Source organism: Butyrivibrio sp. VCB2001 (assembly GCF_000423965.1).
In the GTDB taxonomy this organism is placed as follows: domain Bacteria; phylum Bacillota; class Clostridia; order Lachnospirales; family Lachnospiraceae; genus Butyrivibrio.
In genome coordinates, this window is sequence record NZ_AUIZ01000027.1 from 1 (window position 1) to 24,275 (window position 24,275).

Genomic DNA, 24,275 nt, shown 5'->3' on the forward strand with positions numbered 1-24,275 from the left:
CTCCGTTCGACTTGCATGTGTTAGGCACGCCGCCAGCGTTCATCCTGAGCCAGGATCGAACTCTCACGTTAAAATAAGTTCAATTCCAGCCAGAACTAAAACGTTAGCTTTCGTTCTGTCCGTTATTACTTTTGGTTTGTTACTTCTGAATAATTCTCTTGGAATTTTTCAGGGTTGCATTACTGTTTATTTGTCAAGGTGCTATAATTATGACCCTTACTGATTGCGTAAGGCAACGCAGAAGGAGGGATTTGAACCCTCGCGCCGCTATTAACGACCTGCACCCTTTCCAGGGGTGTCTCTTCAACCACTTGAGTACTTCTGCAAAATAGTTGATACACAATAACTTATATTGTTGTAGCAGCGTGTTCATAATTAAGCGGAGCGAAAGGGATTCGAACCCTTGTGGCGTTGCCGCCAAACGGTTTTCAAGACCGCCTCGTTATGACCGCTTCGATATCGCTCCGAGTTAACTTACCACATATATCTCAGATAAGATAACGCTCTGTTTGAGTTGCTGTGGCATCTCGCGCAGCGCAAGATTTATATTAACAAAGCAGGGGGTAGATGTCAACTACATTTTTTAATTTTTTTCTTTTATTTTATAATTTATCAAATTAAAAACGAGCTTTGTGGCAAAATAACAAATATCAAATCAGAGAATTGTAGATATTTACTAGTCTTTCCACGCTGGCACTGCTCGAATAATTTTCCTCAACTTTTTTAAAGGCGCTTACTCTAAGTTTATCGGTAAGAGTCTTGTCATTCATAACCTTAAGCACAGCATTTTTCAGCATTTCCGGATCCTTAGGAGGCACAAGCACGCCTGTTTCTCCATCTGTCACCACATCAGGAATGCCCCCAACCTCGCTGGCTACTACTACGCAGCCGCCTGCCATAGCCTCAAGGACCGACACAGGAAAGCCTTCATAATACGAAGGAAGCACAAAGATGCCACATTCGCCAAGGTACTTCTCCTTCTCTTCTCCCGAGATCCATCCCAGGAACTTAACCAGATTGTTACCTTCTATCCTCTTTCTGTAGCTCTCCTCTTCGTAAATTCCACCTATATAAAGCTTTACATCCTTGTTTTCGCGTCCAATCTCCGTAACGGCATCCAGAAGTTCATCAATACCCTTATCCTTACAAATACGTCCCAGAAAGAGAAGCTTATTCATATCTCTGCCCGAATCCTCACCTTCGGCAAAAGAGATATCTCTTTTAACCGCAACGCAGTTGGGGAAGACTTTGATCTTGCCTGAATCTGTCAGATTAGAGAAATACTCCTTCCAGGAGGGAGTCAGGACCAGCATCACATCTGCCATATCAAGAATAGACCTAAGATACTCTCTTCTCTTATCGCTTATCTGATTCTCAAAGTAATTCTTGAAATCTCCGCCGTGCTGATGGAGCACTATCTTCTTGTTGCGGCGATAGGCTGCTCTAATAAAGAAAGACTTCCTCATAATACTGCTGTCAGAGGAGGCGTTGACGTGCACAACATCGCACCATGACAGAGAGCACAGAAACTTAAAGTAAGCAGCGGCAGCTATCAAAAGCTTCTTGCCCCTGCTTCCCTCTTTCATTGTACCTATATATTTGAGGTCGACCTTACTGTCAAGGCCGGCCTCATAGTAGTTGTTGACTATGGCAGAGATTCCGCCGTGGACACCTCTGTCAGGGCCCACCATCAGAACTCTTTTTCTTTCGCTTTCCATGTAAGTAATCCTTATTTCCTTCCGAGGATTGCCTCTGCTACGGCGATATCCTCAGGTGTAGTGATCTTGATATTATCGTAGGAGCCCTCAACGAGCTTGACCTTTGTGTCTGTGTAATACTCAACAACCATGGCATCATCGGTGATATTGATGCCCTTGGCCATGAGGTCACCCTCCTCGCGGTCGAGTCTCTGATAGAGATCCAGTATCATCTTATAAGAGAAACACTGCGGAGTCTGGATGGTCCACATGAGATTTCTGTCGGGAGTTGATGCTGCAAAGCCCTTTTCATCAGCAATCTTGATGGTATCCTTGGCAGGCATACCAACTACACAGGCCTTGTATTCCTTAACAGCCCGAAGCGCCCTCAGAATAATGTCCCTGTTTATGAAAGGTCTTGCGCCGTCGTGGATGAAAGCATAGTCGCAATCTGCAGCTGCTGCCTGAAGTCCGAGCCTTACACTGTGATACCTTGCAAGTCCGCCTTCAACAACTGCCGTAACCTTGTCAAACTTATATTTCTCCACGATCTCTTTTGTCACATAGGAAACGTCGCCTCTGGAGACCACCAGAACGATATCGTCGATGATGCTCTCTTCAAAAGCCTTGAGAGAATAGTAAATAAGGGGCTTTCCGCCGATCTCCATGTACTGCTTCTTGACATCCGACTGCATTCTGCTGCCGGAGCCTGCTGCCAGAACTACCGCAACTGTCTTCATCTTCGTCCTCCAAAATCCCGCTCAAGCGCATCCAGACGGCTGGCTCTGCCGTGGAAACGTCTCTCGCGATCACCCAGCGGAAGGTTTGGAACTGCGTTCATATCAAGTCCGAACCTGACGCCTTTTCTGTATTCATAGTATGCTGCTGCGCCGATCATTGCTGCATTGTCGGTGCATAAAACAGGACTTGGCCTGTAGAATTCGATATTATTGGCCGCGCACTCTTTTTCCAAAAGTTCACGAAGTGCAGTGTTGGAAGCAACTCCGCCGGCGATGGCAAGTTTGTTCATGCCATATTCCTTGCAGGCACGGATTGCATGTCCGGCGAGAACCTCTACTACTGCCTTCTGGAAAGAGGCTGCGATGTCTGCCTGGCTGAGCTCCTGTCCCTGCATCTTGGCCTGGTTGATGAGGTTTAGCACTGCGGACTTAAGTCCGGAGAAAGAGAAATCGTACTCCGCGCCCTCGATCTTGGCCTGAGGGAATACGAAGGCATCGGGATTTCCTTCCCTTGCTGCTTTGTCAATCTTGGGGCCTCCGGGATAGCCAAGGCCGATGGCTCTTGCCACCTTGTCAAAAGCCTCTCCCGCTGCGTCGTCTCTGGTCTGACCGATTATGTCGTACTCGCCGTAGTCCTTGACTACCACAAGATGAGAGTGGCCTCCCGATACCACAAGGCACACGAAAGGCGGCTCAAGGTCTTTGTTCTCAATGAAGTTTGCGCTGATGTGACCCTCTATGTGGTGGACTCCGATAAGTGGCTTGTTTTTGGCAAAAGAGATTGCTTTTGCCGCGGAAACTCCCACCAAAAGAGCACCTACAAGGCCGGGGCCGTAGGTTACTGCTACTGCGTCGATGTCATCAAGCGTAACTCCCGCTTCGTCCAGCGCTGCTCTTATGCAGCCATTGATCTTCTCAACGTGCTTCCTTGATGCAATCTCGGGAACAACTCCGCCGTAGATGGTATGGAGCGCGATCTGGGATGAGATGATGTTGGAGAGGACTTCACGTCCGTTTCTGACAACTGCCGCAGCTGTCTCGTCACAGGAACTCTCAATGGCAAGGATGGTTACATCACCCTCGCTGCCGGTTTCCTGTGCTCTCTCATCATTCTCTTTTATCGACATGAAGATCACGCCGTCGTTTTCTACATTCTTATCTATCTTCATATATTTATCTCTTTAATCCGCCGCCGAATTTTACAAGGGCCTCAGCTTCTTTGAATCTATTGGCACTGTTTACATTAAGAAAATCAAGATCATCTTTACTTGTAATCTGTGAAACCTCAGTCAGCTCTGTGACATCTCCGGGATGGAATAGTATCTCCATATCCTGAAGTCCCTTGTCCGCCATGATGTCAGCTGCCACAGGAATGCACTCTTTTACATTGTCATAGAACATGTGACCCGAGAGCATGACTCCCATGAAAAACTTCTTCTGAACACCAAGTCTGACAAGTTCTTCTTTATACTTTCTCTCGTTGCGACCAGCGAGTGCGTTCAACACCAGGACCTTCACTACGTTAATAAGCTTAACTCCCTTTATCTTGCCGGAGACCTTGCGATAGATATTAAGGTCTTCCCTAGGGAACCTGATGTACGAAACCTCAAGGTTGTGCTCCCCCACCACATCCATCATCGCATCAAAGACCAGCGGAAGCATGTGGTAGTGAACGTGTCCGTCAAGTCTGAACTTGCCATCGTTCATATACTCTCTGCAGGCCAGGATCTGAGCTTCCATCTCGCGCCTTATCTGGCGATAGTAAAGTCTTCTGAGCACCGGCACAAATCCTACAAAAAGGAGTTTTGCAAATCCGATGTTAAAGTTTCCGTCATTGTCGATCAGTCTGGAGGCTCTATCTCCTGTCAGGGGCTGACCCTCCACGAGATTTAAGTGCACGGTGATGGCGAGCCTTTTCTTAAAGTCTTTTATCTCCTCCATGCACTCTGCAAGGTATGGACTGTTTGGCATGATGCTGATGCCGTTTAAGGCCCCGTTGTGATAACAGTCGATTATGTGACGGCTCTGGGTCCTGAACATCCCATAGTCGTCTGCATGATATTCAATCATCTGATTCTTCCCTCTGTGTCCATCCAAGGATCTTCCAGTTGTTTGTGGTCTGATCTCTTCTCAGGATAAATGTATAGTAAGTCGAGTAAGTCGGAGTTGTTGCATTTCTTATGTTAAAGAGACAGTCACAGCTGCACATCTTGCGACCATCCACCACAACCTCCTCAGGCTCTTTTGTCTGAACGACATAGGCCGGGATTGAGTACTGCTGCGCCTTTCTGCTGGTGACTTCAATTCTGATGGAGCCCTCGAAATTCTCGTTGGAAGCAAGAAGCTCATCGTCCATAAGTCCCTTAAGCACTGCGATCATGGCGTCTCTCTGGTCGTCGTCATAGGTCTCTCTGTAAAGAGTCTGCATGATCTTGGCGTAGAGCTCAACGACCTTCCTGGCGCTGGCGGGATAGCTCTTTTCAAGGTTGGTGGTTGTGATCTCGTCCACCACCGTGATGACGTAATCCTCGTCCTTGGCCGGCTGCTTCCTGGTCCTGGTGAGCATCATATACACACCCAGAACGATCATCGCTCCGAGCACGATCAGAACAATCGATTTAAGTACCGCTGATCCGACACTGCCTTTTTCCATACTTCCTCCTTCTTATTCGGTAAATCTAAGGGTGCAGCTTCGTCCGTCCTTGGCTGCAATGGTATTAGGAAAAATCTTCTTTGTATCCGGCATGAACTCCATGGGATTTACAAGGGATGGGCTGTAGTGGGTAAGCCACATCTCTTTTACCTCGGCGTCCTTAGCCATTTTGGCTGCCTCGTAGAAGGTCATGTGCTTGTATTCCTTGGCCTTCTGGATCTTGTCAGGCTCGCCGTACATTCCCTCACAGATAAACAGGTCTGACCCGGCAGCGTTTCTGACTATGCTGTCGGTAGGCCTTGAATCCGTACTGTAGGTGAGCTTGATGCCCTTTCTCTCCTCTCCGAGAACCATGTCCGGTGTATAGGTGATCCCGTCATCAGTTGTCACGGTATCGCCCCTCTGGAGGCTGTTCCAGTAATCTCTTGGAATCCCCTTCTCCTGAGCTGCTTCCACATTGAACTTGCCCTGACGGCGCAGGTTCATGGTATATCCGTAGCAGGTGATATTGTGGTTAACCTTGAAGGCTGTGATTGTGAATTCAGGCATGCCTTCTAAGTCAAAAGACATCTCGTCTCCGTTAATCTCTTTGAACTTAATTTCAAAGGGCAGCTCCGGCGCAATAGTTCGAAGACTGTTTACCACCTTCTCAAGCCCCTTGGGGCCAACCATAAGAAGCGGCTCCGTGCGCTCTGCATTTCCCATGGTCAGCAGCATTCCGGGAAGTCCCGAGATGTGGTCCGCATGGTAATGGGTAAAGCACATCACGTCTATAGGCTTGGCGCTAAGGCCCTTTTTCTTCATGGCAATCTGTGTTCCCTCACCACAGTCGATGAGGATGCACTTGCCGTTATATCTCACAAGAAGTGCTGTGAGAAGTCTGTTGGGGAGTGGCATCATTCCGCCGGTTCCCAGTAGGCATACATCTATCATTAATTCTCTTCTCTCTTCCAATAAATCACTGCGTCGTCCTTGGGATCCTCGTAAAATCCCGGGCGAACGCCTTCGCTCTTAAATCCAAGCTTCTCATAAAGCCTTATGGCAGGCGCATTCTGGGCTCTGACTTCCAAAGTATAGTCCCTTATCCCAATGCCCTTGCCCCTTTCGAGGAGCTGCTTGACCATCTTGTAGCCGCAGCCTTCCCTGCGGACATCGCCTGAAACCGAGACGTTGGTGACTTCACCTTCGCCGGAGATGTTCTGAACTCCGCAGAGTCCCACGATCCTGCCGGCCATCTCAGCTACGAGGTAAATGGTGTCATCTCTTGTCATGGCATCAAGGAGCTGTTTCTGTGTCCATGCTTCTTTGCCAAGGTTTATCTGTTCAAGCTTCCAGGCATCCTCAACATCCTCAGCAGTCATAGGTCTTATACGGACCTTACCGGGAGTGCTGTGAGCAGCTGCTCTCTTCTCAGAAGCCTTAGTGCTGTCCGATCCCTCTTTTTCCAGAGACTCGCGCTCTGCCTGAGACAGGCGAAGATAATCGGGAGCAAACTCATCGGAGGTTACAAATCTTCCGTCAGCAGCGTACTTAAGGGCCAGGGCTGCAATGGATGCTGCGCTCTGACGATTCATATGCAGGGGTGCAACGGTGAAGGGCACTTTAAGTCCCTGTTCAAGCTTGTCATGATAAACGGGAACGCCGTCACCCAGGAGTACAATGCTCTTTCCAATGCTGTTAAGCTCTGCGATGACATCATCCACGGAAGAAGCGTACTGTTTCTTGATCACACGCATATCAAAGCCCTGCTCGAAGTTCTTCTCCTCGGTGGGACTTGGCACAAAGGTATAGATGCCGGTGTAGACCTGACTGCGCCTTGCGTCCATCATAGGGCAAATGATCTTCTCATTGCCGTAGAGGTTGTAGGCAAGACCATCCACTGTGGGGATGGGGATGATGGGCTTATCGAGAGCAAGCGCCAGTCCCTTGGCTGTGGCAGAGCCTATGCGAAGTCCGGTAAAAGAGCCGGGACCTTTTGCGACAGCTATGGCGTCAATTGTGCTCAGGTCGAGCCCTATCTTGTCCGTCATGTCTTTTAACATGGGCATCAGGATCTCTGAATGCGTGGTTTTATGTTGTATTGAGAACTGGGCTTTAAGCAGGTCGCCGTCAGTGATGGCAACGGTTGCAACCAGTCCCGAAGTGTCTATTGCTAGTATTTTCATAATCTATGTTCCTGTTATTAGTATGGCTTAGTGTCTTGTCATGGTGATGAGCCTGTAATCGAGGCCCTTCTCAAGGTTCTTTTCAATAACGATCTCTGTGTAGTGCTCGGGAAGAAGCTCCTCTATGAGGTTGGCCCACTCAACAAAGCAGACGCCGTCGCCGTAGAAGTAGTCCTCGTAGCCGATCTCGTCCATCTCACTGATATCTCCGATCCTGTAGACATCGAAGTGATAGAACGGAATCCTGCCCTCGTCATAGACCTGAAGTATGGTAAAGGTCGGTGAACTTACAGGTCCCATGATGCCGAGTCCTGCTGCCACGCCCTGAGTCAGCACGGTCTTGCCAACGCCAAGGTCTCCGATCAGGGTATAGACCATTCCCGGAGTCGCACTCTCTCCGATCCTTCTTCCAATCTCAAAGGTCTCGCTAGCACTATTTGTCTCATGTCTGGTTACGATTTCCATAAAAACCCCCGTATGCACAAACTAAACCAACTTTATGATACCACAAAAAAGGCGCCGCGGGTAGATTCCGCAGCGCTTCGAGGTATGCGTTATTTGGTTGTATTTGTATTATGCCTCTTCTGCCTTGGCTACTCTCTTGCGAACTGCCATGGGAGTGGTCTTAAGGATAGGGCTGAGCTGCTTGTAAACAAGGAAGGTCAGTGCGCTGTCCACTGCACCCTTTAAGAGGTTAAACGGTGCTACGCAGATCGCACAGAAAGTAAATACGTTGGTTACAAGAGGATTGATGGCTATTCCGGCCTCAATGAATACGCTGATGTCGCAGCCGTATGCGATTGCGTATGCAGGAAGCAGGAAGAATGCATTTAAGGTTGAGCCTACGATGGCGATGCAAAGTGTACCTGTGATGCAGCTGATAAGTGCAACCTTTCTGGTCTTCTTGAATCTGTAGATAACTGTTGCGGGAATTACGAAAGCTGCTCCAACGCAGAAGTTTGCGATCTCACCTACAAATCCCGGTGTAGGTCCCTGGATAAGGACGTTTAATGTGACCTTGATGAACTCGATCATCACTGCAACCATGGGACCTGCTGCGAATCCGCCGATAAGTGCGGGAATATCGCTGAAGTCAAATTTGTAGAATGGAGGTGCGATAGGAAGCGGGAACTCAAGGAGCATCAGCACGAAGGCAATAGCGGAAAAGACACCTATGATGGCGATCTTTCTTGTGCTGAACATTGCTTCTACGTTTCCGGTCTTTTCAAGCTCCTGCTTTCTTGCGAGCTTCTCGGCCAGGTACGCAATAACAAATGCCACTACGATAAGTAGCAAAAGTGCTGCGAAACGTCCGGGCGCTCCTGTGATGTTTGCGATTGTTTCCTTTAAGTTGTTCATTTTTTCTCCTTCTTTCTCATCGGGTGAATTTTTATTTGATTTGAAGGAGAGATAAAGTGGGAATTAATAATGACTTACTCGCACGGCTTCGAGAACCTCAGCTCGTGCTCAACACTCTTCTCTCATCCAGACTATACTGTCGGTCTTGGAATCTCACCAAGTCGGCCGCTTGAAGATCAAGCAGTTCGCGGACTATACCGCCGGTTGGGAATCTCACCCTGCCCCGAAGAATTATTTTTTCTAGTAAAATACTATCCCTTGCCGAGTGTACTGTCAAGGATTTATAATAATACATATCTATACGTTTTCACGTAAATTCTTTTTGCGAGGGACAATGAAGAGAGTACTCACAAAAAAACTAGTGCCCGGAATGATTCTGGCAAGTGACATATTTACCTATGATTCCCACACCAAGCTTATGGAAAAGGGAACTGTACTTAATGTCAAAGACATTGCCAGACTTGCATTCTACTCAATAATTGATGTTCCTATCGAAGACGCTCCGCCGCAGGATTCTGCAGGCAGCAGTTCCGACGCAGGGCTTACTTATGCTGAGCGTTTAAAGCAGTCCGAGGCCTTTAAGGAGTTCAAGCAGGACTTTGAGCAGTGCGCAAGCAAATTTGAGCACACCATCAGTGATATCTTAAAGGGCAATGAAGACCTTGATATTGATGACATGATGACGCCCATCTACTCGCTTCTTAGCGAGGGCAGAACCACTGCCAACATCTTTGACATGCTCCACAACCTAAGGCTTTATGATGATGCCACATATACACACTGCATCAATGTTGCCCTCATTACCAATATCATCGCCCAGTGGCTAAGATGGGATGAGGCCGAGATAGAATTGGCTACTCAGGCAGGTCTTTTCCATGATATAGGTAAGCTCCTGATACCTGATACCATAATTACCAAGCCCGGTGCTCTGACAGATGATGAGTATAACATGGTCAAGACACATCCCCAGAAGGGATATGAAGCCATGAAGGCTCTGAATATCAGCGCACATGTTAAGAACGCCGCCCTCATGCATCATGAGAGATGTGATGGAACGGGATATCCCTTAAGACTAAAAGGGCCTCAGATCGATAAGTTTGCCAAGGCTGTAGCCATCGCAGATGTATATGATGCCATGACAAGCGCAAGATACTACCGCGGTCCTTTATGTCCGTTTATTGCAATTTCAATGTTTGAAGAGGAAGGCTTCCAGAAATATGATGCGGAGATGATCATGTGCTTCCTCCACAACATAGTCAATACATATCTTCTCAACACCGTGCGCCTTAATACAGGCGAAGTCGGCGAGATCATATTTATAAACAGTTCACACCTCTCAAGGCCTACGATCAAGGTTGGCAATGATTACATTGATCTGTCGAAATGCCCAGGAGTGTATATTCAAGAGATCATCTGAACAAAAAGAAAGCCTGGCATGCCAAGCATGTCAGGCTATTATAATGCGCTTTATGCGTTCTTTAACTTAAACTTCTGGATATCTCTGTCATCATCCACTTTCTCGATCTGAGCACCAAGGCCTCTTAACTTGACCTCAAAGTCCTCATATCCTCTCTCGATGTACTTGATATCCTCTATTGTTGAGTAACCTTCTGCTGTAAGGGCTGCGATAACAAGCGCTGCGCCTGCTCTAAGGTCAGGCGCTGAAACCGTTGCACCGGTGTATCTCTCAACACCCTCGATGATGGCTGTGCTTCCCTCTACCTTGATGGAAGCTCCCATTCTGGTGAGCTCATCAACATATTTAAAGCGGCTCTCAAAAATACTCTCTGTTACTATACTGATACCACTTGCAAGACCAAGTGCCACGGTGATCTGTGGCTGCATATCTGTGGGATATCCCGGATATGGCAGGGTCTTTACATGTGTGTTCTTAAGTCTCCTGGCAGCCACAACTCTGACCTCATCGTCAGACTCATGGATCTGGCATCCCATCTCAACAAGCTTGGCACTGATGGACTCAAGGTGCTTGGGGATTACGTTCTTGACCGTTACATCACCCATGGTTGCTGCTGCAGCCATCATGAAGGTTCCGGCCTCTATCTGATCGGGAATGATGGTATACTCTGTTCCGTGGAGCTTCTCAACTCCCCTGATACGGATGACATCGGTACCTGCGCCCTTGATGTTAGCTCCCATGCTGTTAAGGAAGTTCGCGATATCAACGACGTGTGGCTCCTTGGCTGCATTCTCGATGATGGTCTTGCCCTCAGCCATTACAGCCGCCATCATGATGTTAATGGTAGCACCTACGCTGACAACGTCGAGGTAGATGTGGCTTCCTACAAGCTTATCAGCCTTGGCATAGATGATGTTCTGAATGTTAACCTTAGCCCCAAGAGCAGTAAAGCCCTTGATATGCTGGTCGATAGGGCGAAGGCCGATATGGCAGCCACCGGGAAGTGCAACTCCGGCATCCTTATACTTACCAAGAAGAGCACCAAGGAGGTAGTAACCTGCCCTGATCTTCTTGATATAATCATTTTCAATTGTATGGTTTTTAATCTGAGAAGCATTGATCTTCACAGAATGTCTGCCTGTGCGCTCAACAAATGCGCCTATGCTCTCGATAGCCTGAAGCATTGCATTGGTATCGGAGGCGTCTGGCATATTATCTATATAGACAGTCTCATCCGTCATGGTTGCAGCTGCAAGGATCGCAAGCGCTGCGTTCTTGGCTCCGCCGATCTCAACCTCGCCAACCAGCGGATTTCCGCCTTTTATCACGTATTTTTCCATAGGTATCTCTCTTCTTTTTCTTGAACAAATATTAGTTATACCACAATAATGTGTATTTGTAAAACCGATAGTTTAGTTCAAGTAATTAAGCGGGTTAACCTGACTTCCACCCACCAAAATCTCAAAGTGAAGGTGAGGTCCCGTAGATACACCTGTATTACCTGAGAGAGCAATTCTCTGTCCCTGAGAAACCGACTGTCCGACTGAAACCAGGACTTTACTAAGATGTCCGTATCTGGTCTCCCTGCCGTCCGGGTGTCTTATGTATACACAGTATCCGTATCCGCTTCCCCAACCGGCTCTTGTAACAACACCTGAAGATGAAGCAACAACAGAAGTTCCGACAGGAGTAGCCCAGTCAACACCTTTGTGATAGGAGCTGGCTCCCTTGGTGGGACGATTTCTTTTACCAAATCCGGAGGTAAGTCTTCCGCCGGAAATAGGCTTGATATATGTAGGTGGAACGATGGTTCCTCTCTCGACAATCTTGGGAACAGCCTTGTAGGTGACTTCTTCCTTCTCAATCTCACGGCCTGTTTCGCTGTTATCCATATATGAAACCAGAGCGACAACCTTTCTGTGTCCGGCTGACGGCTCCTGAAGGACCTTGGTCTGGGTTGTGTACCAGCTGTCGTTGTCGACATACTGAACCTCAGCCTCGTAGTCCTCTTCGTAGTATTCCTGAATTGTATAGTTAACTGAGAGCTCGGGCTCAGGAACAGTAACGATCAGGTTATCCTGTACCCTTATCATGGTGCGCTCGCTCTCGAGCTGTTCGTTCATGTTAACAAGGTCATCGACGGTAAGACCGAACTTCATGGCGATGGTTCCAAGAGTATCGCCGGACTGAACCTCGTAGATCTGGTTGGTCTCTTTGTCCTTGGTAACTTCGTCGATGGCTGTAGCAAGGTCAGTGATCTCGCTGTCGGGAAGGTAACTCTCCACAATCTCAACCTTGTCCGCAAAATCCATGCTCATAAGTCCAAGATCGTAGTCGGAGAAATCCTTGTCGTAGGCAAGGGGCTTAGCCTCGTTGACGATCTGTGTGATCTCAGCCTGGAAACCTGCCTGAGGAAGGGAAGTCTCTGCTATCTCCTCTTCCTTCTTAACCTCTTCCTTGCTAAGGACCTGAGGCGTAAGAACGTTAACCTCACGATCTGTATCAAGGATCAGATTAACATCGTAGAGCCCCTCTTCATCATAGTTTGAAAGAGCTGTCGAAAGAAGCTTCATTACATCGTCGATGCTTGCGAGGTTGACTGCAAACTCGTTGATCTTGATGGAATAGGATCTGTTAAGTGTGCTCCTGAGGTTCGCCTTAAGGACCGCCGACATCTCTTTTGACATGGAAGAGACAGAGTCTACAGTGCCCCAGAGAACGTTGCTTCCTTCTATGTTAAGATCCGCCTTGGCAAGAACCAGCTCTCCGTCGCTTGATGCGATGGAACGCCTTGCATCTCTGTAGGCCTCGTAGGCATCCTCTTCAGAGCCTGCTATTCCTACCACTACGTCATTTAATTTTACGGTAAAAATATTGTCGCCGCCCCTTTCAAACTTAACAAAGCTGGGCATAAACAGAATCCAAGCTACGATTATCACCAGTGCTGACTGCAAAAACCATACCTTGATCTTGCGGCGAAATACAGTATTGCTAAAACTCATTTATAAAACACCTAAAATTCTAAGAATATTGAGTACCAGGTCTGCGCCTGCTACTAAGAGAGTGATGATAAGAAGAGGAAGAAGCGCGCTGTTCTTGGTCTCTACTGCTACCTGAACAGTCTCTATTTTGTGCTTAACCTCTTTAAACTCATCAAGGCTCTTTTCCTGGCCCTTTTCAACTACGGCCTGGACATTTCTATATACCTGTACACCTACATCGTGTACCTGGGTTTCACTCTGCTCAAGTCTCTCTGTGAGAGCTGCTACAGTCTTGCCGGTTTCCTGAATGGAATTTCTTGCATCCTCGATGGCTGCTCTGTGCTCTTTTTCATTGGCGCGCAGTTCCTCAAGCTGGAGTTTAAACTGCTCTGCCTCCTGCCTGGTCCTCTCAGCTTCCATGGCCTCGGCCTGTGCATTGGCTCTTATTATGTCCTGTGCACCTATTTTCTCTGCAAGCTTGTCCATAAAGTTCTCCACAATTTTTCCTCCCAACATTTTCGCTTACTCCTCTGATGTAATCATGTAATCCACTGATGTTTTATCCACATAAGCTTATCATTTATTATGCAATATATACAAGAATATAATGATTAAAAGAGATTTATTAGCTACTTTTACTATTTGTTCATGCTCAGTTCATAATTTATTCATAATTGTCATGTATATTTATACTACAGTCAAGAGCAAGTCATCATGTTAATAACGAAAGATAGATTTTTTCATAATAGGGTAGGCGCAGCGATGTGTCTACCCACTCCTCATTAATGGGGGTTTTCATCCCCCGAGGATTATAATTCCTTCTCTATTGCAAGGATCTCCTCGTTCAGAGAGAGCATTCTTGCATCAAGATTAGCCACCATTGTGGCACATTCATGAAGCTCCGAATTGATGTGAGCCGGAGCCTTTCCCTCGAATTTATACTGAATCTTGTGCTCAAGGGATGCCCAGAAGTCCATGGCTACGGTCCTGATCTGGATCTCAACCTTGACGTTTACGATCTTGTCGGAGAGATAGACAGGGAGAGAGACTATCATGTGATAGCTTCTGTATCCGCTGGGCTTGGGGTTCATGATGTAGTCCTTGATGGTGTGGACCTGTATATCCTTCTGATTGCTGATCATATCGGCAATCCTGTAGATATCTGATGTAAAGGAGCAGATAATACGGATTCCGGCTATATCGTTGACATAGCGCACCATGTTCTCGATGGTGGACTCATAGCCGTTTCTCTTTAATTTCTTGACGATGCTCTCGGGAACCTTGACCCTGTATTTGACGTGCTCGATGGGGTTGTATTTGTGAACCTCCTGGAACTCGTCGTTGAGGATCTCGATCTTGGTCTGCATCTGCTTAAGAGCAGCGTTGTAGAGGAGGTTTACTTCCTCCCATGAATTCATGTCGTCGGATATCTTGACGTCCATTCCTGATAAATCTAATTCCATTTGATAATACCTCATTAGGTCAAAAAAACAAGGAAGTTACGCTCCGCGTAACACGCGCGGACTAAATTCGAAACTACCTCATTAAGTCCTTACAGCCAGTACTCTTTATTAAGAGATAACTTGGGTAAAAGACCTTTCGGCAGCTTCTTATAGTTTCTGCCAAGCTTGTAGCCGAGCCATCTGCAGCCACACATTACGATGTAATGAGGGATGAGATAAGCCTTGCCCACCTGTCTGAAGTGCCCTATTGTCTCAGCTACCATCTTTTTACCCTCGGTCTCTGAACTGATGGAGCCGAAGACCTCGGGATGGTCTGTCTGGGATACTCCTATGTCAAAGTTTCTGTGGAACTGCTGAGCACAGGTGTAGTTGTGAGAATGGATAACTCCTGCCTCAGGAACGTAGCAGATAGCGTAGCCCTTCTGGCAGATATTTCCTGCATAGACCATGTCCTCGTTGAAGATGGTCCTGTGGGTGAAGCCCCCTATCTCGTCAAACACGGAGCGCCTGTACATGGCACAGACATTGGAACAAAAGTAGGTCTTTATTCCGAGACGCGGAAGGTCTTTCTGTGTCTTTTTCATGGGCTCGTTTGGGTAGTTGAACTTGCGGGAGTAGCGCTCAGCAAGATTGCAGTCGGTCTTTGGGTACTGTCTTGCATAAGCTGCTGCCACGTCACTGTCCTCAAATGCTTTCACAAGGCTCGAAACAAGCATTTTATCCCTTGGGAAGGCATCCTGTGTCATCATCATAAAGAACTCCGAATTCGAGTGTTTAACGCCCAAATTTCTGGTCTCTCCGTGATCAAACGAAGCCTTGGTCACATGTTCCACTACTATGTTATCATATTTTTCCTGTGGATTTTCCCTTGATTTTGACAATAGCTCTTTCCAGTATTTTTCCTCGGTATTCATGATGATGAGCTTAGTTGGGCGAAGGGACTGCCTCTCAAGATCATCGATCAGGCGTAAAAGAGCTATATCCGGTTTATAAGTAGGAATAATGATATCTACGGTACTCATTCTTTTTCCTCAAATAGATAAAGAAGAATTAAGGGCCGGGCTCATAAGAACCCAGCCCCATAAAATCTGTATTAAAGCCTTTAGATCAACCGATGTACTTGCTTACATCGCCCTTGATCTTATCGCTGTACTTCTGAACATCTGATGAAGGCTCGTAGCTCTCATCGTTGAAGAGGAACTTGTGGAGCCACTTAACGTTGCTCTGAAGGTCAACGGGAAGTACGCAGCTTCCTGCCTTACCCATGGTTCCTGTCGCACGCATCTCCTCGTAAGGGAATCCGTTGTTATCAACAACCTTGTACTTGGCAACATTCTTGAGCATCTCAAGGATCTCAGAGATATCAAGTGATGTATAAGTCTCTTTGAATGCGTTGTTGGCAACTGTCTCGAGCTGTGAGTAGCTCATGCCCTGTGCTTTCTCAAGGCAAGCCATGAGGACTGTTCTCTGTCTCTCGGCACGTCTGAAGTCATCGCCTGCTGTGTATCTGATACGGCAGTAAGCTGTTGCCTGAAGTCCGTTAAGAGTCTGTACTCCTGCGCTGGTTACAGGTGTGTAGTTAAGCTTGAGCTCCTGCGCCATTGTGGACTGGTAGTTATTAAGGTGAGAAATCTCAGCATCGGTAACATCGATTGTAACTCCGCCAAGGGCGTCAACAACGTCTGTAAGACCTCTGAATCCGATGGTGATGAAATCCTCGATATCCATGTCAAGGTTCATGTTAAGCATTGAAATAGACTGAAGAGGGCCACCCTGAGCATAAGCTGCGTTACACTTGGTGTAAGTGTCGTTACTTAAGTTAAGATAAGTATCACGGTAAACTGAGCAGAGCTTGATCTCTCCGGTATCATTGTTGATAGATGCAATGATAATGGAGTCGGATCTTGTATTCTTGGTGAGCTCACCGTCACGGGCATCAACACCAAAGAGTGCGATATTGGTATAGCCCTTCATTGATTCATCATTAACAACAGTCTCGGAAATACTCTGTGTAATTGCTTCCTCGTTCAGGTTAACCTTACCAACCTTGGTTACATCAACCTTGAAGAAAAGAGTGTAAGCAACATATACAAGTATGCAGGCAACGAGCATCTCAGCTACCAGAAGGATTATTGCCTTCTTGTTGTTCTTTTTCTTGCCGTTTCCGCCGTTACCGCTCTTTCCGTTACCACCGTTTCTGGAGCCATTTCCGCCTCTTGAAGATGATGGTCTTGATGAAGAAGGTCTTGAAGATGAGCTTCTTGAAGCTGATCCTCTTGATGAAGAAGTTCTGTGTGGATCTCTTGATGAACCTGAAGCTGATCTGCCTGAAGCTGATCTTGCCGATCCCTGTGCGCTTCTCCTTGGTCTGTCGTCATAATCGTCGTAACGATCATCATATCTGTCATCGTAACGATCGTCGTATCTATCATCATAGCGATCGTCGTATCTGTCATCGTTTCTGCGAGATGGTCTGCGACTATCTCTCTCGTAGTATTCGTCGTCTCTGTTTGACATAACACGTCTCCTCGTCCCAACAAAAATTCATGCTAATGCTAATATGGCAAATTAACACCAATATATTCTGCCACAAATATGTACTATTTACAACCCCAAAAGAAAATGAGAGAGTGGGTGAGTCAGTGGGGACGTTTCAGTTTGACTCATTTTGCCGCGCAAAATGAGTCAAACTGAAACGTCCCCACTGACTCACCCACTCTCTTAATATGCATTTTTATTTACGAAGCCGTGCCTTATGGTTCCAAGCAGTATCTTGAGATCAAAAGCCATGGTCCAGTTCTCGATATAGTAAATGTCGTAGTCGATTCTTTTCCTGATAGAAGTATCTCCGCGGTAGCCATTGATCTGGGCCCATCCGGTAAGGCCCGGGCGAACCTGGTGCTTGACCATGTAGCGGGGGATCTGCTCCTTGAACTTCTCAACGAACTGAGGACGCTCAGGCCTTGGTCCAACAAGGCTCATCTGACCGATGAAGATGTTGAAGAACTGTGGCATCTCATCGATACTGGTCTTTCGAAGGAAGCCACCGACCCTGGTGATCCTGGGATCGCCCTTGGTGGTCCAGCCTTTCTTTTCCTCAGCTTCGGTCTGAACCTTCATGGTCCTGAACTTGTACATCATGAAAGGAACGCCGTTTCTGCCCACTCTCTCCTGCTTGTAAATGATCGGTCCCGGGCTCGTTACCTTAATGGCGATGGCCGATGCAAGCATAACAGGTGAGAAGATAATAATTGCGAAAAGAGATCCCACAATATCCATGGTTCTCTTGGCAAATCTGTTAAAAGAGTTTGTAAGAGGCACATACCTGATGTTGATAACAGGAAGTCCCTGAACGTCCTCAGTGTATGGGCTGCTGGGAATGAGGGATGTATAATCCGGAATAAACTTGGTATGAACGCCGGATTTCTCACATTCGGCAACCAGTTCCTCCAGGCGATCGTAGTCGTTCAGAGGAAGGGTGATGGTGATCTCATCGAAACTGTTTTTCTCAAGAAGGTCCGTCAGCTGTTCAATCTTGCCGATGACCTTGATTCCGTGGTAGCTGGTATCCAGGGGAACAAAGTCGTCGAGAACACCTGCGATAACATAGCCCCACTGCGGATTTTCGAGGATCCTGCTGATGTATGCCTCGGCGGCTCTTGAGTATCCAACCAGAAGAATATGCTTGATATTATAGCCCTTCTTGCGGATGAACTGCAGGAACTTACGCAGCATCCAGTGGGCGATGGTCGTCAGGGTAATATTCAGAGCAAAGAAGATGGCCATCATCCATCGCGAGAAGTCGCCCTGCTTAAGCAAATACAGGATAACCGTAAAGCCGATGATACCCATGACGTTAGCCTGGACAATGTCTACAAACTCCTCCCAGAGGCGCAGAGCCCTTCTGGAGGTGTAGAGCTGGACCATATAATAAAGAAGAATGTACGCGGGAACCAAAAAATAAAGCGCAGAAAAATAGGTCTCCATCGAAAGTCGTCCGCCGGGCCTTTTATCTGCGAATATAGATTCAAACTTGATATAGTAGGAAAGCACATAGGAACCGGCCACCAAAAGCCCGTCCACGATAACATGCGCCCTATTGAGATGTACCTGATTGTCCTTGATCACAATACTTTTCCATACCTTCCCATAGTTAGGGATATTATATCACACATTCATGATTCTGCGACCAATATTTACCCAAAGCTCGATCTGAAGCCTGAACGCATTGATGATTTCTTTCTTGCCGAAGATCACGCGGTGATTTGCAAACTTCGCAATCTTCTTAAGACCGCCAAGAAGACCCTTTATGTGGGCTTTCCCCAGGCCCTTTCTGACATAGAAGGCGTGCTTGATGGCGATACCGATGCAGATCGGAATAAAGTTGATAAAGAGCTGGAACGCAGCCATGTTCTTATAAATAAGGAACAGGTTATTGGCCGCCGTAAGCTCAACCTTGAAAGCGTTGTATCTTGAGCCGCTGGATCCGCTGCCCACGTGGTATACGATAGCTGTCGGCTCCATAACGTTGGCATAGCCCTTAAGACGCGCTCTGTAGCCGATGTCCACGTCCTCGAGGTAGCAGAAGTGCTCCGCGTCGAAGTAACCAACCTTGTCAAAATACTCTTTTCTGTAGATCGCAGCTCCTGCGCAGGCACTGGTTATGGACTCCCTGCGACTAAAGTGGCTGTTATCCGCATCCTTCCCGGGTGTAAAGGCCCAACCCAGAGCGCAGTAAAGATCGCCACAATCATCGATATTGTGGGGGTCTTTCATCTGAAGCATCTTAGCCTGTGCGGAAAAGAGCTTTTTCTTATTGTCCATGACTTTGATGAGCCTCTCAAGCACGTACTCATCGCACATGGTGTCGTTGTTGAGCAAAAAGACATACTCAGAGTCTGCAGCCTTGATGCCCACATTCACTGCGTTTGCAAAGCCGGTGTTCTCTGAAAGTTCGATGAGCTCGACGTTTGGCCACTTTTCTTTTATATATTCAACGCTTCCGTCTGTGGAGCCGTTGTCAACGACAATGACGTCAAAGGCAACAAAAGTCTGCTTCTCCAGGCTCCTTAAGCAGTCGCCGAGATATTTTTTCCCGTTGTAGTTAGGTATTATTACTGTCAAAAATCCCATAGCTTATACCCTCTTTATGATCTGCGGATCCCACATTATGCGGAAACTGCGCTTTCTGATCTCGCTCCCTAAGCGGTTACTCATGGCTCTTATATCTTCTGCTGACAGGTCGTCAAAAGAGCTGTCGGCCTTTCGCCCGGTGACTTCCTCAAATACAGGGATCAGTTCATCCCTGAGCTTAAGGCACCTTATATCAACTGCGTAGGCGTCCTGTTGGAGCACTGCTCTGTGCTGGAGTCCTCCGGAAAAGCCTTCCGGGAGCCTGTCGTAAGCCAGAGTTCCATCCTTAAGGTACATTCCGCCGCAGATTCTTCCCTTTTTATCAATTATCTTGCCGCCGATACAGCCAAGGTCTGCCCTTTTGGAAAAGACATCTTCACCGTAATTTAGTCTGTAGAATCCGACGTGCTTAAGCTGCGCTGCTGTGGCATTTAGCTTGTAATTATCTGCCAGGTCCTGAAGCGCACGGCGTCCTGCGTCGTAGGCGTAATCTTTGCTGCCCGGATTGGCGGCAGTTGAGGCGTCGTGGCATCTCCAGTGGTAGAGGACTTTGTTTACGTGTGCTATCTGTCCTGCTGCCAGTGGCATGTTCAGGGTGGCTTCTGCGCAGGCACGGAGGAATAAGTCGTAGTCCTGGGCGCCGTCGAAGTTCTTCCTGAGCTTGAGTCTCTTTATGATATCTGCCCTCATGACTGTGAAGTGGCAGATGTAATTGTTGGACATGAGATAGTCCATGTTAAAAGCGGGCTTTTCATGATGCTCGTAGTATCTGCCCGAATGGTCGTCGTACTTGTCCTCGTCCGAGTAGATAAGACGCAGCGGACAGCTGGAGAACTTGACCAGCTTGTTGGTCTTCATGCTCTTTCTGATGACTCTGTCCACCTCGTAGAGTGCATCAGGAGTCAGGGTATCATCATGGTCCAAAAGACCTATGTAATCACCGGTTGCCTTTTCAAGGCCGCGGTTAGTGTTCTCGGATATCCCGGCGTTGGAATCGAGGTGATAATAGCGGATTCTTGGATCTGATGCCGAAAACTCTTTTGCCACATCAAGAGGAGTCTCGGAAGCGTCAGAGAGCACCAGCTCCCAATTGCCGTAGGTCTGGGCGATGACAGACTCAATCATATCCTTGAGATACTTCTCGGGCGTGTTGTAAAGCGGAACCACGATGCTAAAGCGCACCAGATCTCCTGCCTGAGCCAGCATCTTGTACTCTTTCCTCTGCTCGGCAAGGACTGCCTCGGAGAGAGGCGTGAAGGTGTAATTGTCCTTGCGGTTGTCGGATACTCTCTCAATGGCAGCAAAAAATGCGGCCTTGACACCATTGCGCTTCGCGTATGCTATTGTCTTGGAGACCGCATTTTTTATTGACATGTTGTTACTTCCTTGGGGAGTCAATGGGGACGGTTCTTTTTGACTCCTATTTTATTTTTTATTTGGTCGTGAGTCAAACTGAAACGTCCCCACTGACTCACCTTGCCGAAAAGGAGTCAAAGAGAACCGTCCCCATTGACTCCCCTTGTTTGATTTTTCGAGATTAGATGAAGCTCTTTACTGCCTCTGTAAGTTCGTCCTGGAGCTTAGCTGCGTCCTCGAGGTCTTTTCCCTTAACGCCCATGTAGAACTTGATCTTGGGCTCTGTGCCTGAAGGTCTTGCGCAGCACCATGCGTCGTTATCAAGCGCAAAGTAGAGAACGTTAGAGGTTGGAAGTCCTGTGTCGCCCTCTTTGCCTGTTGCCATGTCGATGGTCTTGTGAGTCTTGTAATCACGGAACTCTTCAACTGTCCACTGGCCGAACTTCTTGGGAGGATCGTTACGAAGCTTGTCCATAAGGGCTGCGATCTGCTCTGCGCCTTCCTTGCCCTTCATGGTGATAGCGTACTGACCTTCCTTGTAGTAGCCGTACTTGTTGTACATATCGATCATAGCATCCCAAACGCTCTTGCCCTGCTTCTTGTAGAAAGCAGCGAGCTCGCAGAGCATCATAACTGCTACAACAGCGTCCTTATCTCTTGCGTGGGTTCCTGCGAGACATCCGTAGGACTCCTCGAGACCGAATACATAGTTGTTGCACTGGCCGTTCTGCTCGAAGAGCTTGATCTGCTCGCCGATGTACTTAAAGCCTGTGAGAACCTCGATGTACTTAAGACCGTAGTTCTCAGCAACTGCCTTAGCCATGTTGGTTGTTACGATTGTTGTTACGAACGCAGGGTTAGCGGGCATTGTGCCTGTAGCCTGACGCTCTCTTAAGATATAGTCACCGATGAGCATTCCGGACATGTTTCCGGTGAAAGCAACGTACTCGCCGGTCTTTAGGTCTTTTGCATAAATACCGAGTCTGTCGGCATCGGGATCAGTTGCAAGTACGATGTCTGCATCCTTCTCCTTGGCAAGCTTAAGAGCAAGCTCGAACGCCTTGGGATCCTCGGGGTTAGGATAGTCAAGAGTTGTGAAGTCGGGATCCGGAAGCTCCTGCTCCGGAACAACATATACGTTCTTGAATCCAAGCTCCTTAAGAACACGTCTTACAGGGAGATTTCCTGTGCCGTGGAAAGGTGTATATACGATGGTGAACTTGTCAGCCATCTCGTCGATAACGTCCTGGTGGATGATCTGCTTCTTGAGCTCAACCATGTACTTGTCGTCGATCTCCTCGCCAAAAGAAACATAGAGGCCGGCAGCGATGGCATCTTCCTTGGACATTGTCTTAACGTCATGGTAATCAGTGATGGCTACTACTTCGTCAATGATTCCTGTATCGTGAGGAGGTGTAACCTGTGCGCCGTCCTCCCAGTAAACCTTGTAGCCGTTGTACTCAGGCGGGTTATGTGATGCTGTGACCATAACACCTGCGATGCAGCCAAACTCTCTAAGAGCAAATGAAAGCTCGGGTGTAGGTCTTAAGATATCGCTGACATAAGCCTTGATTCCGTTTGCAGCAAGACAAAGAGCTGTCTCATCAGCAAATTCAGGTGAAAATCTTCTGCAGTCATAAGAAATGGCAACGCCCTTCTTCGGTGCGTCAGGTCCGCCGTGCTTCTTGATATAGTTAGCAAGGCCCTGTGTAGCCTTTCTTACTGTGTACTTGTTCATTCTGTTGGTTCCTGCTCCGATTACCCCGCGGAGTCCGCCGGTACCAAACTCAAGCTCTCTGTAAAAACGATCCTCAACCTCTGCTTCGTTATTGCGAATAGCAAGAAGTTCATCTTTTGTTTCCTGATCAAAATAGTCGTCATTCAGCCAGTACTCCAGCTGCTTTGTAGCTTCACTCATTACCTTTCCTCCTTAAATAAACATGCTGTTTTTGCACTATGTAATTATACCATGAAATGCAGGGGGAGTCACAACAAATCCTCCATGCTGCATCCTAATGTTCTGGACAACTGAAGCAGAGTTTGTCCCTGTGTCCTGGTGATATCTCTTTGGCCCTGCTCAAATAACTGGATCTGCCTGAGCGGAACTCCGGATTTATCTGCAAGTGCTCGCTGCGACAGGCCTGCATAGGCGCGAAGTCTCTTTAGCCGCGACTGCTCTCTGTGCTCCTTCATGGCCTTATCCATCATGTCAACGAATACTGTCACATCCGCTTCATGAATCGTCTTATACATCCCGCGTATCGTATCGATTGGAACGCATCTGTCGATTTCTTCATATTTGACATTTGATATCCACTGATAATATGCCAGCGCCCAGCCGGTCCAATACTCCGGAGACTTATCAACATGCATCTCATCGGGCTTATCTATGTGAAGATCCGTACAGGATTCTATAACTTCCCTTGCCACTTCACAGCCGTTCTTGCCTGCGACATATGTGGAATTGCCTATTTCAAACTGATCTGCCATTTTGCTGATCATGAAAAGCTTATGGAACTCATGGAGCTTGAATCCGAGTGTGTTGACAGCGTAGTCGTACATGTCGCCCATAACTCTCTGTGCAAGTGGCAGATATAGCTCAGAATATGCGTAGTTCTTCATCTTTCACATTTCCTCTCATGATATCCAAAATGTAAATCTCATCAAGCCTGCTTGCGGAAGGCCTGATTTCCTGATAGCTTCTTCTGGCATTTAAGTCTCTTGTTTCTTTTTTATTGAAGTACACTACGGCTTCAGCTGCTTCGTAGGATTTAAAGGACAATTGGTCGAAAGCTCTTTTACTCTTTAATACGATCTGTTCGTTCAGCCCACCAAGTCTCATGGTTTCTGACAGTTTCTGTACCGATATAGTTCCCATTATGAAATCCTGGGCAAAAGAGAAATAGGAATCATCAGCTCTATATCCCTTTATTACATCGAATTCCGAGATATCGATAAGGTAATTCTCCTGCAAAAAATCCTTAGCATCCTCAGCTAGGCTCTTGCGCTGCCAGTAACCTCTGTATTTGGTCAAGAGTGCCATCCAGTTGAGGATGTTGTAATCTCCGCCATTTAAGTCACATATATTGAGGCCTTTTGTATTTAGTTCATAGCAGTTTGAAAAGCCGTCCTTGTTCCTCTTGCATGCCCATTCCTTGGACAGTTCGGGATCTTCTGTGCAATAGAAGCCCCTGCCATAGTCATTGGCGGAAGTTCCATGGCCGAAGACGGGATTATATATGATGCTCTCTGAGCCGTGATAGATTAACAATTTCATGGCCTCCATAAAAAGAAAAAAGTATCGCTGTAGA

22 protein-coding genes, 2 tRNA genes, 1 rRNA gene and 1 riboswitch are annotated in these 24,275 nt (G+C 47.4%); of the genes, 1 reads left to right on the forward strand and 24 read right to left on the reverse strand.

All coding sequences use genetic code 11. The features are described 5' to 3' along the window. From G589_RS0116750 to G589_RS0116805, 12 genes are all read right to left on the reverse strand, one after another. Nucleotides 1-71 (reverse strand): 16S ribosomal RNA (locus tag G589_RS0116750); the annotation flags it as partial. A 165-nt stretch (nt 72-236) separates the two neighbouring features. Next, nucleotides 237-325: transfer RNA gene (locus tag G589_RS0116755), tRNA-Ser, on the reverse strand. A 55-nt stretch (nt 326-380) separates the two neighbouring features. Beyond that, nucleotides 381-466: transfer RNA gene (locus G589_RS0116760), tRNA-Ser, on the reverse strand. Nucleotides 467-650: 184 nt separating this feature from the next. Continuing rightward, a complete protein-coding gene (locus tag G589_RS0116765; RefSeq protein WP_026522931.1) occupies nt 651-1,718 on the reverse strand; it encodes a glycosyltransferase family 4 protein in 1,068 nt (355 codons plus the stop codon). An 11-nt stretch (nt 1,719-1,729) separates the two neighbouring features. After that, nucleotides 1,730-2,437, reverse strand: coding sequence for a 2-C-methyl-D-erythritol 4-phosphate cytidylyltransferase (gene ispD, locus G589_RS0116770; RefSeq protein WP_026522932.1), 708 nt, complete (start codon nt 2,435-2,437; stop codon nt 1,730-1,732). Beyond that, nucleotides 2,434-3,564, reverse strand: a complete 1,131-nt coding sequence (tsaD, locus tag G589_RS20455; RefSeq protein ID WP_051192521.1) for a tRNA (adenosine(37)-N6)-threonylcarbamoyltransferase complex transferase subunit TsaD — start codon at nt 3,562-3,564, stop codon at nt 2,434-2,436. The genes ispD and tsaD overlap by 4 nt, the downstream gene beginning before the upstream one ends. A gap of 46 nt (nt 3,565-3,610) precedes the next feature. Then, entirely contained in the window at nt 3,611-4,507 is an 897-nt protein-coding gene (locus tag G589_RS0116780; protein ID WP_026522933.1) for a ChbG/HpnK family deacetylase, read from the reverse strand. After that, nucleotides 4,500-5,090 carry a DUF6715 family protein gene (locus tag G589_RS0116785; RefSeq protein WP_026522934.1) on the reverse strand — a complete coding sequence of 197 codons (591 nt, stop codon included), beginning with the start codon at nt 5,088-5,090 and terminating at the stop codon, nt 4,500-4,502. The genes G589_RS0116780 and G589_RS0116785 overlap by 8 nt, the downstream gene beginning before the upstream one ends. A 12-nt stretch (nt 5,091-5,102) precedes the next feature. Then, a complete protein-coding gene (locus G589_RS0116790) occupies nt 5,103-6,023 on the reverse strand; it encodes a ribonuclease Z (RefSeq protein ID WP_026522935.1) in 921 nt (306 codons plus the stop codon). Beyond that, entirely contained in the window at nt 6,023-7,255 is a 1,233-nt protein-coding gene (gene tsaB, locus G589_RS21740) for a tRNA (adenosine(37)-N6)-threonylcarbamoyltransferase complex dimerization subunit type 1 TsaB (RefSeq protein WP_026522936.1), read from the reverse strand. The genes G589_RS0116790 and tsaB overlap by 1 nt, the downstream gene beginning before the upstream one ends. Before the next feature lie 27 nt (nt 7,256-7,282). Further along, the gene (gene tsaE / locus G589_RS0116800) at nt 7,283-7,720 is read right to left on the reverse strand and encodes a tRNA (adenosine(37)-N6)-threonylcarbamoyltransferase complex ATPase subunit type 1 TsaE (protein ID WP_026522937.1); all 438 of its coding nucleotides are present in this window, start codon (nt 7,718-7,720) and stop codon (nt 7,283-7,285) included. A gap of 108 nt (nt 7,721-7,828) precedes the next feature. Beyond that, nucleotides 7,829-8,614 carry an ECF transporter S component gene (locus tag G589_RS0116805; RefSeq protein WP_051192517.1) on the reverse strand — a complete coding sequence of 262 codons (786 nt, stop codon included), beginning with the start codon at nt 8,612-8,614 and terminating at the stop codon, nt 7,829-7,831. A 110-nt stretch (nt 8,615-8,724) separates the two neighbouring features. Next, a riboswitch (FMN riboswitch) is annotated at nt 8,725-8,849 on the reverse strand. Nucleotides 8,850-8,948: 99 nt separating this feature from the next. Here G589_RS0116805 and G589_RS0116810 point away from each other — a divergent pair. Beyond that, nucleotides 8,949-10,031, forward strand: a complete 1,083-nt coding sequence (locus G589_RS0116810; protein ID WP_026522939.1) for an HD-GYP domain-containing protein — start codon at nt 8,949-8,951, stop codon at nt 10,029-10,031. Nucleotides 10,032-10,081: 50 nt separating this feature from the next. Here the strand turns inward: G589_RS0116810 and G589_RS0116815 are convergent, their stop codons facing one another. The 12 genes from G589_RS0116815 to G589_RS0116870 all read right to left on the reverse strand — a co-directional run bounded on the left by G589_RS0116815 (nt 10,082) and on the right by G589_RS0116870 (nt 24,241). Next, nucleotides 10,082-11,371, reverse strand: a complete 1,290-nt coding sequence (locus G589_RS0116815; RefSeq protein ID WP_026522940.1) for a UDP-N-acetylglucosamine 1-carboxyvinyltransferase — start codon at nt 11,369-11,371, stop codon at nt 10,082-10,084. A gap of 72 nt (nt 11,372-11,443) precedes the next feature. Next, entirely contained in the window at nt 11,444-13,033 is a 1,590-nt protein-coding gene (locus G589_RS0116820; RefSeq protein ID WP_026522941.1) for a M23 family metallopeptidase, read from the reverse strand. Next, on the reverse strand, nt 13,034-13,528 hold the full coding sequence (locus tag G589_RS0116825; protein WP_026522942.1) for a hypothetical protein: 495 nt from the start codon (nt 13,526-13,528) through the stop codon (nt 13,034-13,036). Nucleotides 13,529-13,821: 293 nt separating this feature from the next. After that, entirely contained in the window at nt 13,822-14,475 is a 654-nt protein-coding gene (locus G589_RS0116830; RefSeq protein WP_022768162.1) for a GTP pyrophosphokinase, read from the reverse strand. Nucleotides 14,476-14,564: 89 nt separating this feature from the next. Beyond that, the gene (locus G589_RS0116835) at nt 14,565-15,497 is read right to left on the reverse strand and encodes a glycosyltransferase family 2 protein (protein ID WP_026522943.1); all 933 of its coding nucleotides are present in this window, start codon (nt 15,495-15,497) and stop codon (nt 14,565-14,567) included. Nucleotides 15,498-15,582: 85 nt separating this feature from the next. Next, on the reverse strand, nt 15,583-16,992 hold the full coding sequence (locus G589_RS20460; protein ID WP_035776484.1) for an LCP family protein: 1,410 nt from the start codon (nt 16,990-16,992) through the stop codon (nt 15,583-15,585). A gap of 204 nt (nt 16,993-17,196) precedes the next feature. After that, nucleotides 17,197-18,603 (reverse strand): undecaprenyl-phosphate glucose phosphotransferase, encoded by a 1,407-nt coding sequence (locus G589_RS0116845; RefSeq protein ID WP_026522944.1) that lies wholly within the window; start codon nt 18,601-18,603, stop codon nt 17,197-17,199. A 39-nt stretch (nt 18,604-18,642) separates the two neighbouring features. Next, a complete protein-coding gene (locus G589_RS0116850; RefSeq protein WP_026522945.1) occupies nt 18,643-19,608 on the reverse strand; it encodes a glycosyltransferase family 2 protein in 966 nt (321 codons plus the stop codon). Between the two features lie 3 nt (nt 19,609-19,611). After that, nucleotides 19,612-20,982, reverse strand: coding sequence for a glycosyltransferase family 2 protein (locus G589_RS20465; RefSeq protein WP_051192519.1), 1,371 nt, complete (start codon nt 20,980-20,982; stop codon nt 19,612-19,614). A gap of 163 nt (nt 20,983-21,145) precedes the next feature. Next, nucleotides 21,146-22,882 (reverse strand): phospho-sugar mutase, encoded by a 1,737-nt coding sequence (locus tag G589_RS0116860; protein WP_026522946.1) that lies wholly within the window; start codon nt 22,880-22,882, stop codon nt 21,146-21,148. Nucleotides 22,883-22,950: 68 nt separating this feature from the next. Further along, nucleotides 22,951-23,586, reverse strand: a complete 636-nt coding sequence (locus G589_RS0116865; protein ID WP_026522947.1) for a helix-turn-helix domain-containing protein — start codon at nt 23,584-23,586, stop codon at nt 22,951-22,953. Further along, nucleotides 23,564-24,241 carry a DUF3990 domain-containing protein gene (locus tag G589_RS0116870; RefSeq protein WP_026522948.1) on the reverse strand — a complete coding sequence of 226 codons (678 nt, stop codon included), beginning with the start codon at nt 24,239-24,241 and terminating at the stop codon, nt 23,564-23,566. Before G589_RS0116870 ends, G589_RS0116865 begins: the two co-directional genes overlap by 23 nt. Nucleotides 24,242-24,275: the final 34 nt, after the last annotated feature.

Bases quoted from the DNA above. Each gene is read 5' to 3' on its own strand.
- G589_RS0116765 (WP_026522931.1), bottom strand. From the start codon at position 1,718: ATGGAAAGCGAAAGAAAAAGAGTTCTGATGGTGGGCCCTGACAGAGGT.
- ispD (WP_026522932.1), bottom strand. From the start codon at position 2,437: ATGAAGACAGTTGCGGTAGTTCTGGCAGCAGGCTCCGGCAGCAGAATG.
- tsaD (WP_051192521.1), bottom strand. From the start codon at position 3,564: ATGTCGATAAAAGAGAATGATGAGAGAGCACAGGAAACCGGCAGCGAG.
- G589_RS0116780 (WP_026522933.1), bottom strand. From the start codon at position 4,507: ATGATTGAATATCATGCAGACGACTATGGGATGTTCAGGACCCAGAGC.
- G589_RS0116785 (WP_026522934.1), bottom strand. From the start codon at position 5,090: ATGGAAAAAGGCAGTGTCGGATCAGCGGTACTTAAATCGATTGTTCTG.
- G589_RS0116790 (WP_026522935.1), bottom strand. From the start codon at position 6,023: ATGATAGATGTATGCCTACTGGGAACCGGCGGAATGATGCCACTCCCC.
- tsaB (WP_026522936.1), bottom strand. From the start codon at position 7,255: ATGAAAATACTAGCAATAGACACTTCGGGACTGGTTGCAACCGTTGCC.
- tsaE (WP_026522937.1), bottom strand. From the start codon at position 7,720: ATGGAAATCGTAACCAGACATGAGACAAATAGTGCTAGCGAGACCTTT.
- G589_RS0116805 (WP_051192517.1), bottom strand. From the start codon at position 8,614: ATGAACAACTTAAAGGAAACAATCGCAAACATCACAGGAGCGCCCGGA.
- G589_RS0116810 (WP_026522939.1), top strand. From the start codon at position 8,949: ATGAAGAGAGTACTCACAAAAAAACTAGTGCCCGGAATGATTCTGGCA.
- G589_RS0116815 (WP_026522940.1), bottom strand. From the start codon at position 11,371: ATGGAAAAATACGTGATAAAAGGCGGAAATCCGCTGGTTGGCGAGGTT.
- G589_RS0116820 (WP_026522941.1), bottom strand. From the start codon at position 13,033: ATGAGTTTTAGCAATACTGTATTTCGCCGCAAGATCAAGGTATGGTTT.
- G589_RS0116825 (WP_026522942.1), bottom strand. From the start codon at position 13,528: ATGTTGGGAGGAAAAATTGTGGAGAACTTTATGGACAAGCTTGCAGAG.
- G589_RS0116830 (WP_022768162.1), bottom strand. From the start codon at position 14,475: ATGGAATTAGATTTATCAGGAATGGACGTCAAGATATCCGACGACATG.
- G589_RS0116835 (WP_026522943.1), bottom strand. From the start codon at position 15,497: ATGAGTACCGTAGATATCATTATTCCTACTTATAAACCGGATATAGCT.
- G589_RS20460 (WP_035776484.1), bottom strand. From the start codon at position 16,992: ATGTCAAACAGAGACGACGAATACTACGAGAGAGATAGTCGCAGACCA.
- G589_RS0116850 (WP_026522945.1), bottom strand. From the start codon at position 19,608: ATGGGATTTTTGACAGTAATAATACCTAACTACAACGGGAAAAAATAT.
- G589_RS20465 (WP_051192519.1), bottom strand. From the start codon at position 20,982: ATGTCAATAAAAAATGCGGTCTCCAAGACAATAGCATACGCGAAGCGC.
- G589_RS0116860 (WP_026522946.1), bottom strand. From the start codon at position 22,882: ATGAGTGAAGCTACAAAGCAGCTGGAGTACTGGCTGAATGACGACTAT.
- G589_RS0116865 (WP_026522947.1), bottom strand. From the start codon at position 23,586: ATGAAGAACTACGCATATTCTGAGCTATATCTGCCACTTGCACAGAGA.
- G589_RS0116870 (WP_026522948.1), bottom strand. From the start codon at position 24,241: ATGAAATTGTTAATCTATCACGGCTCAGAGAGCATCATATATAATCCC.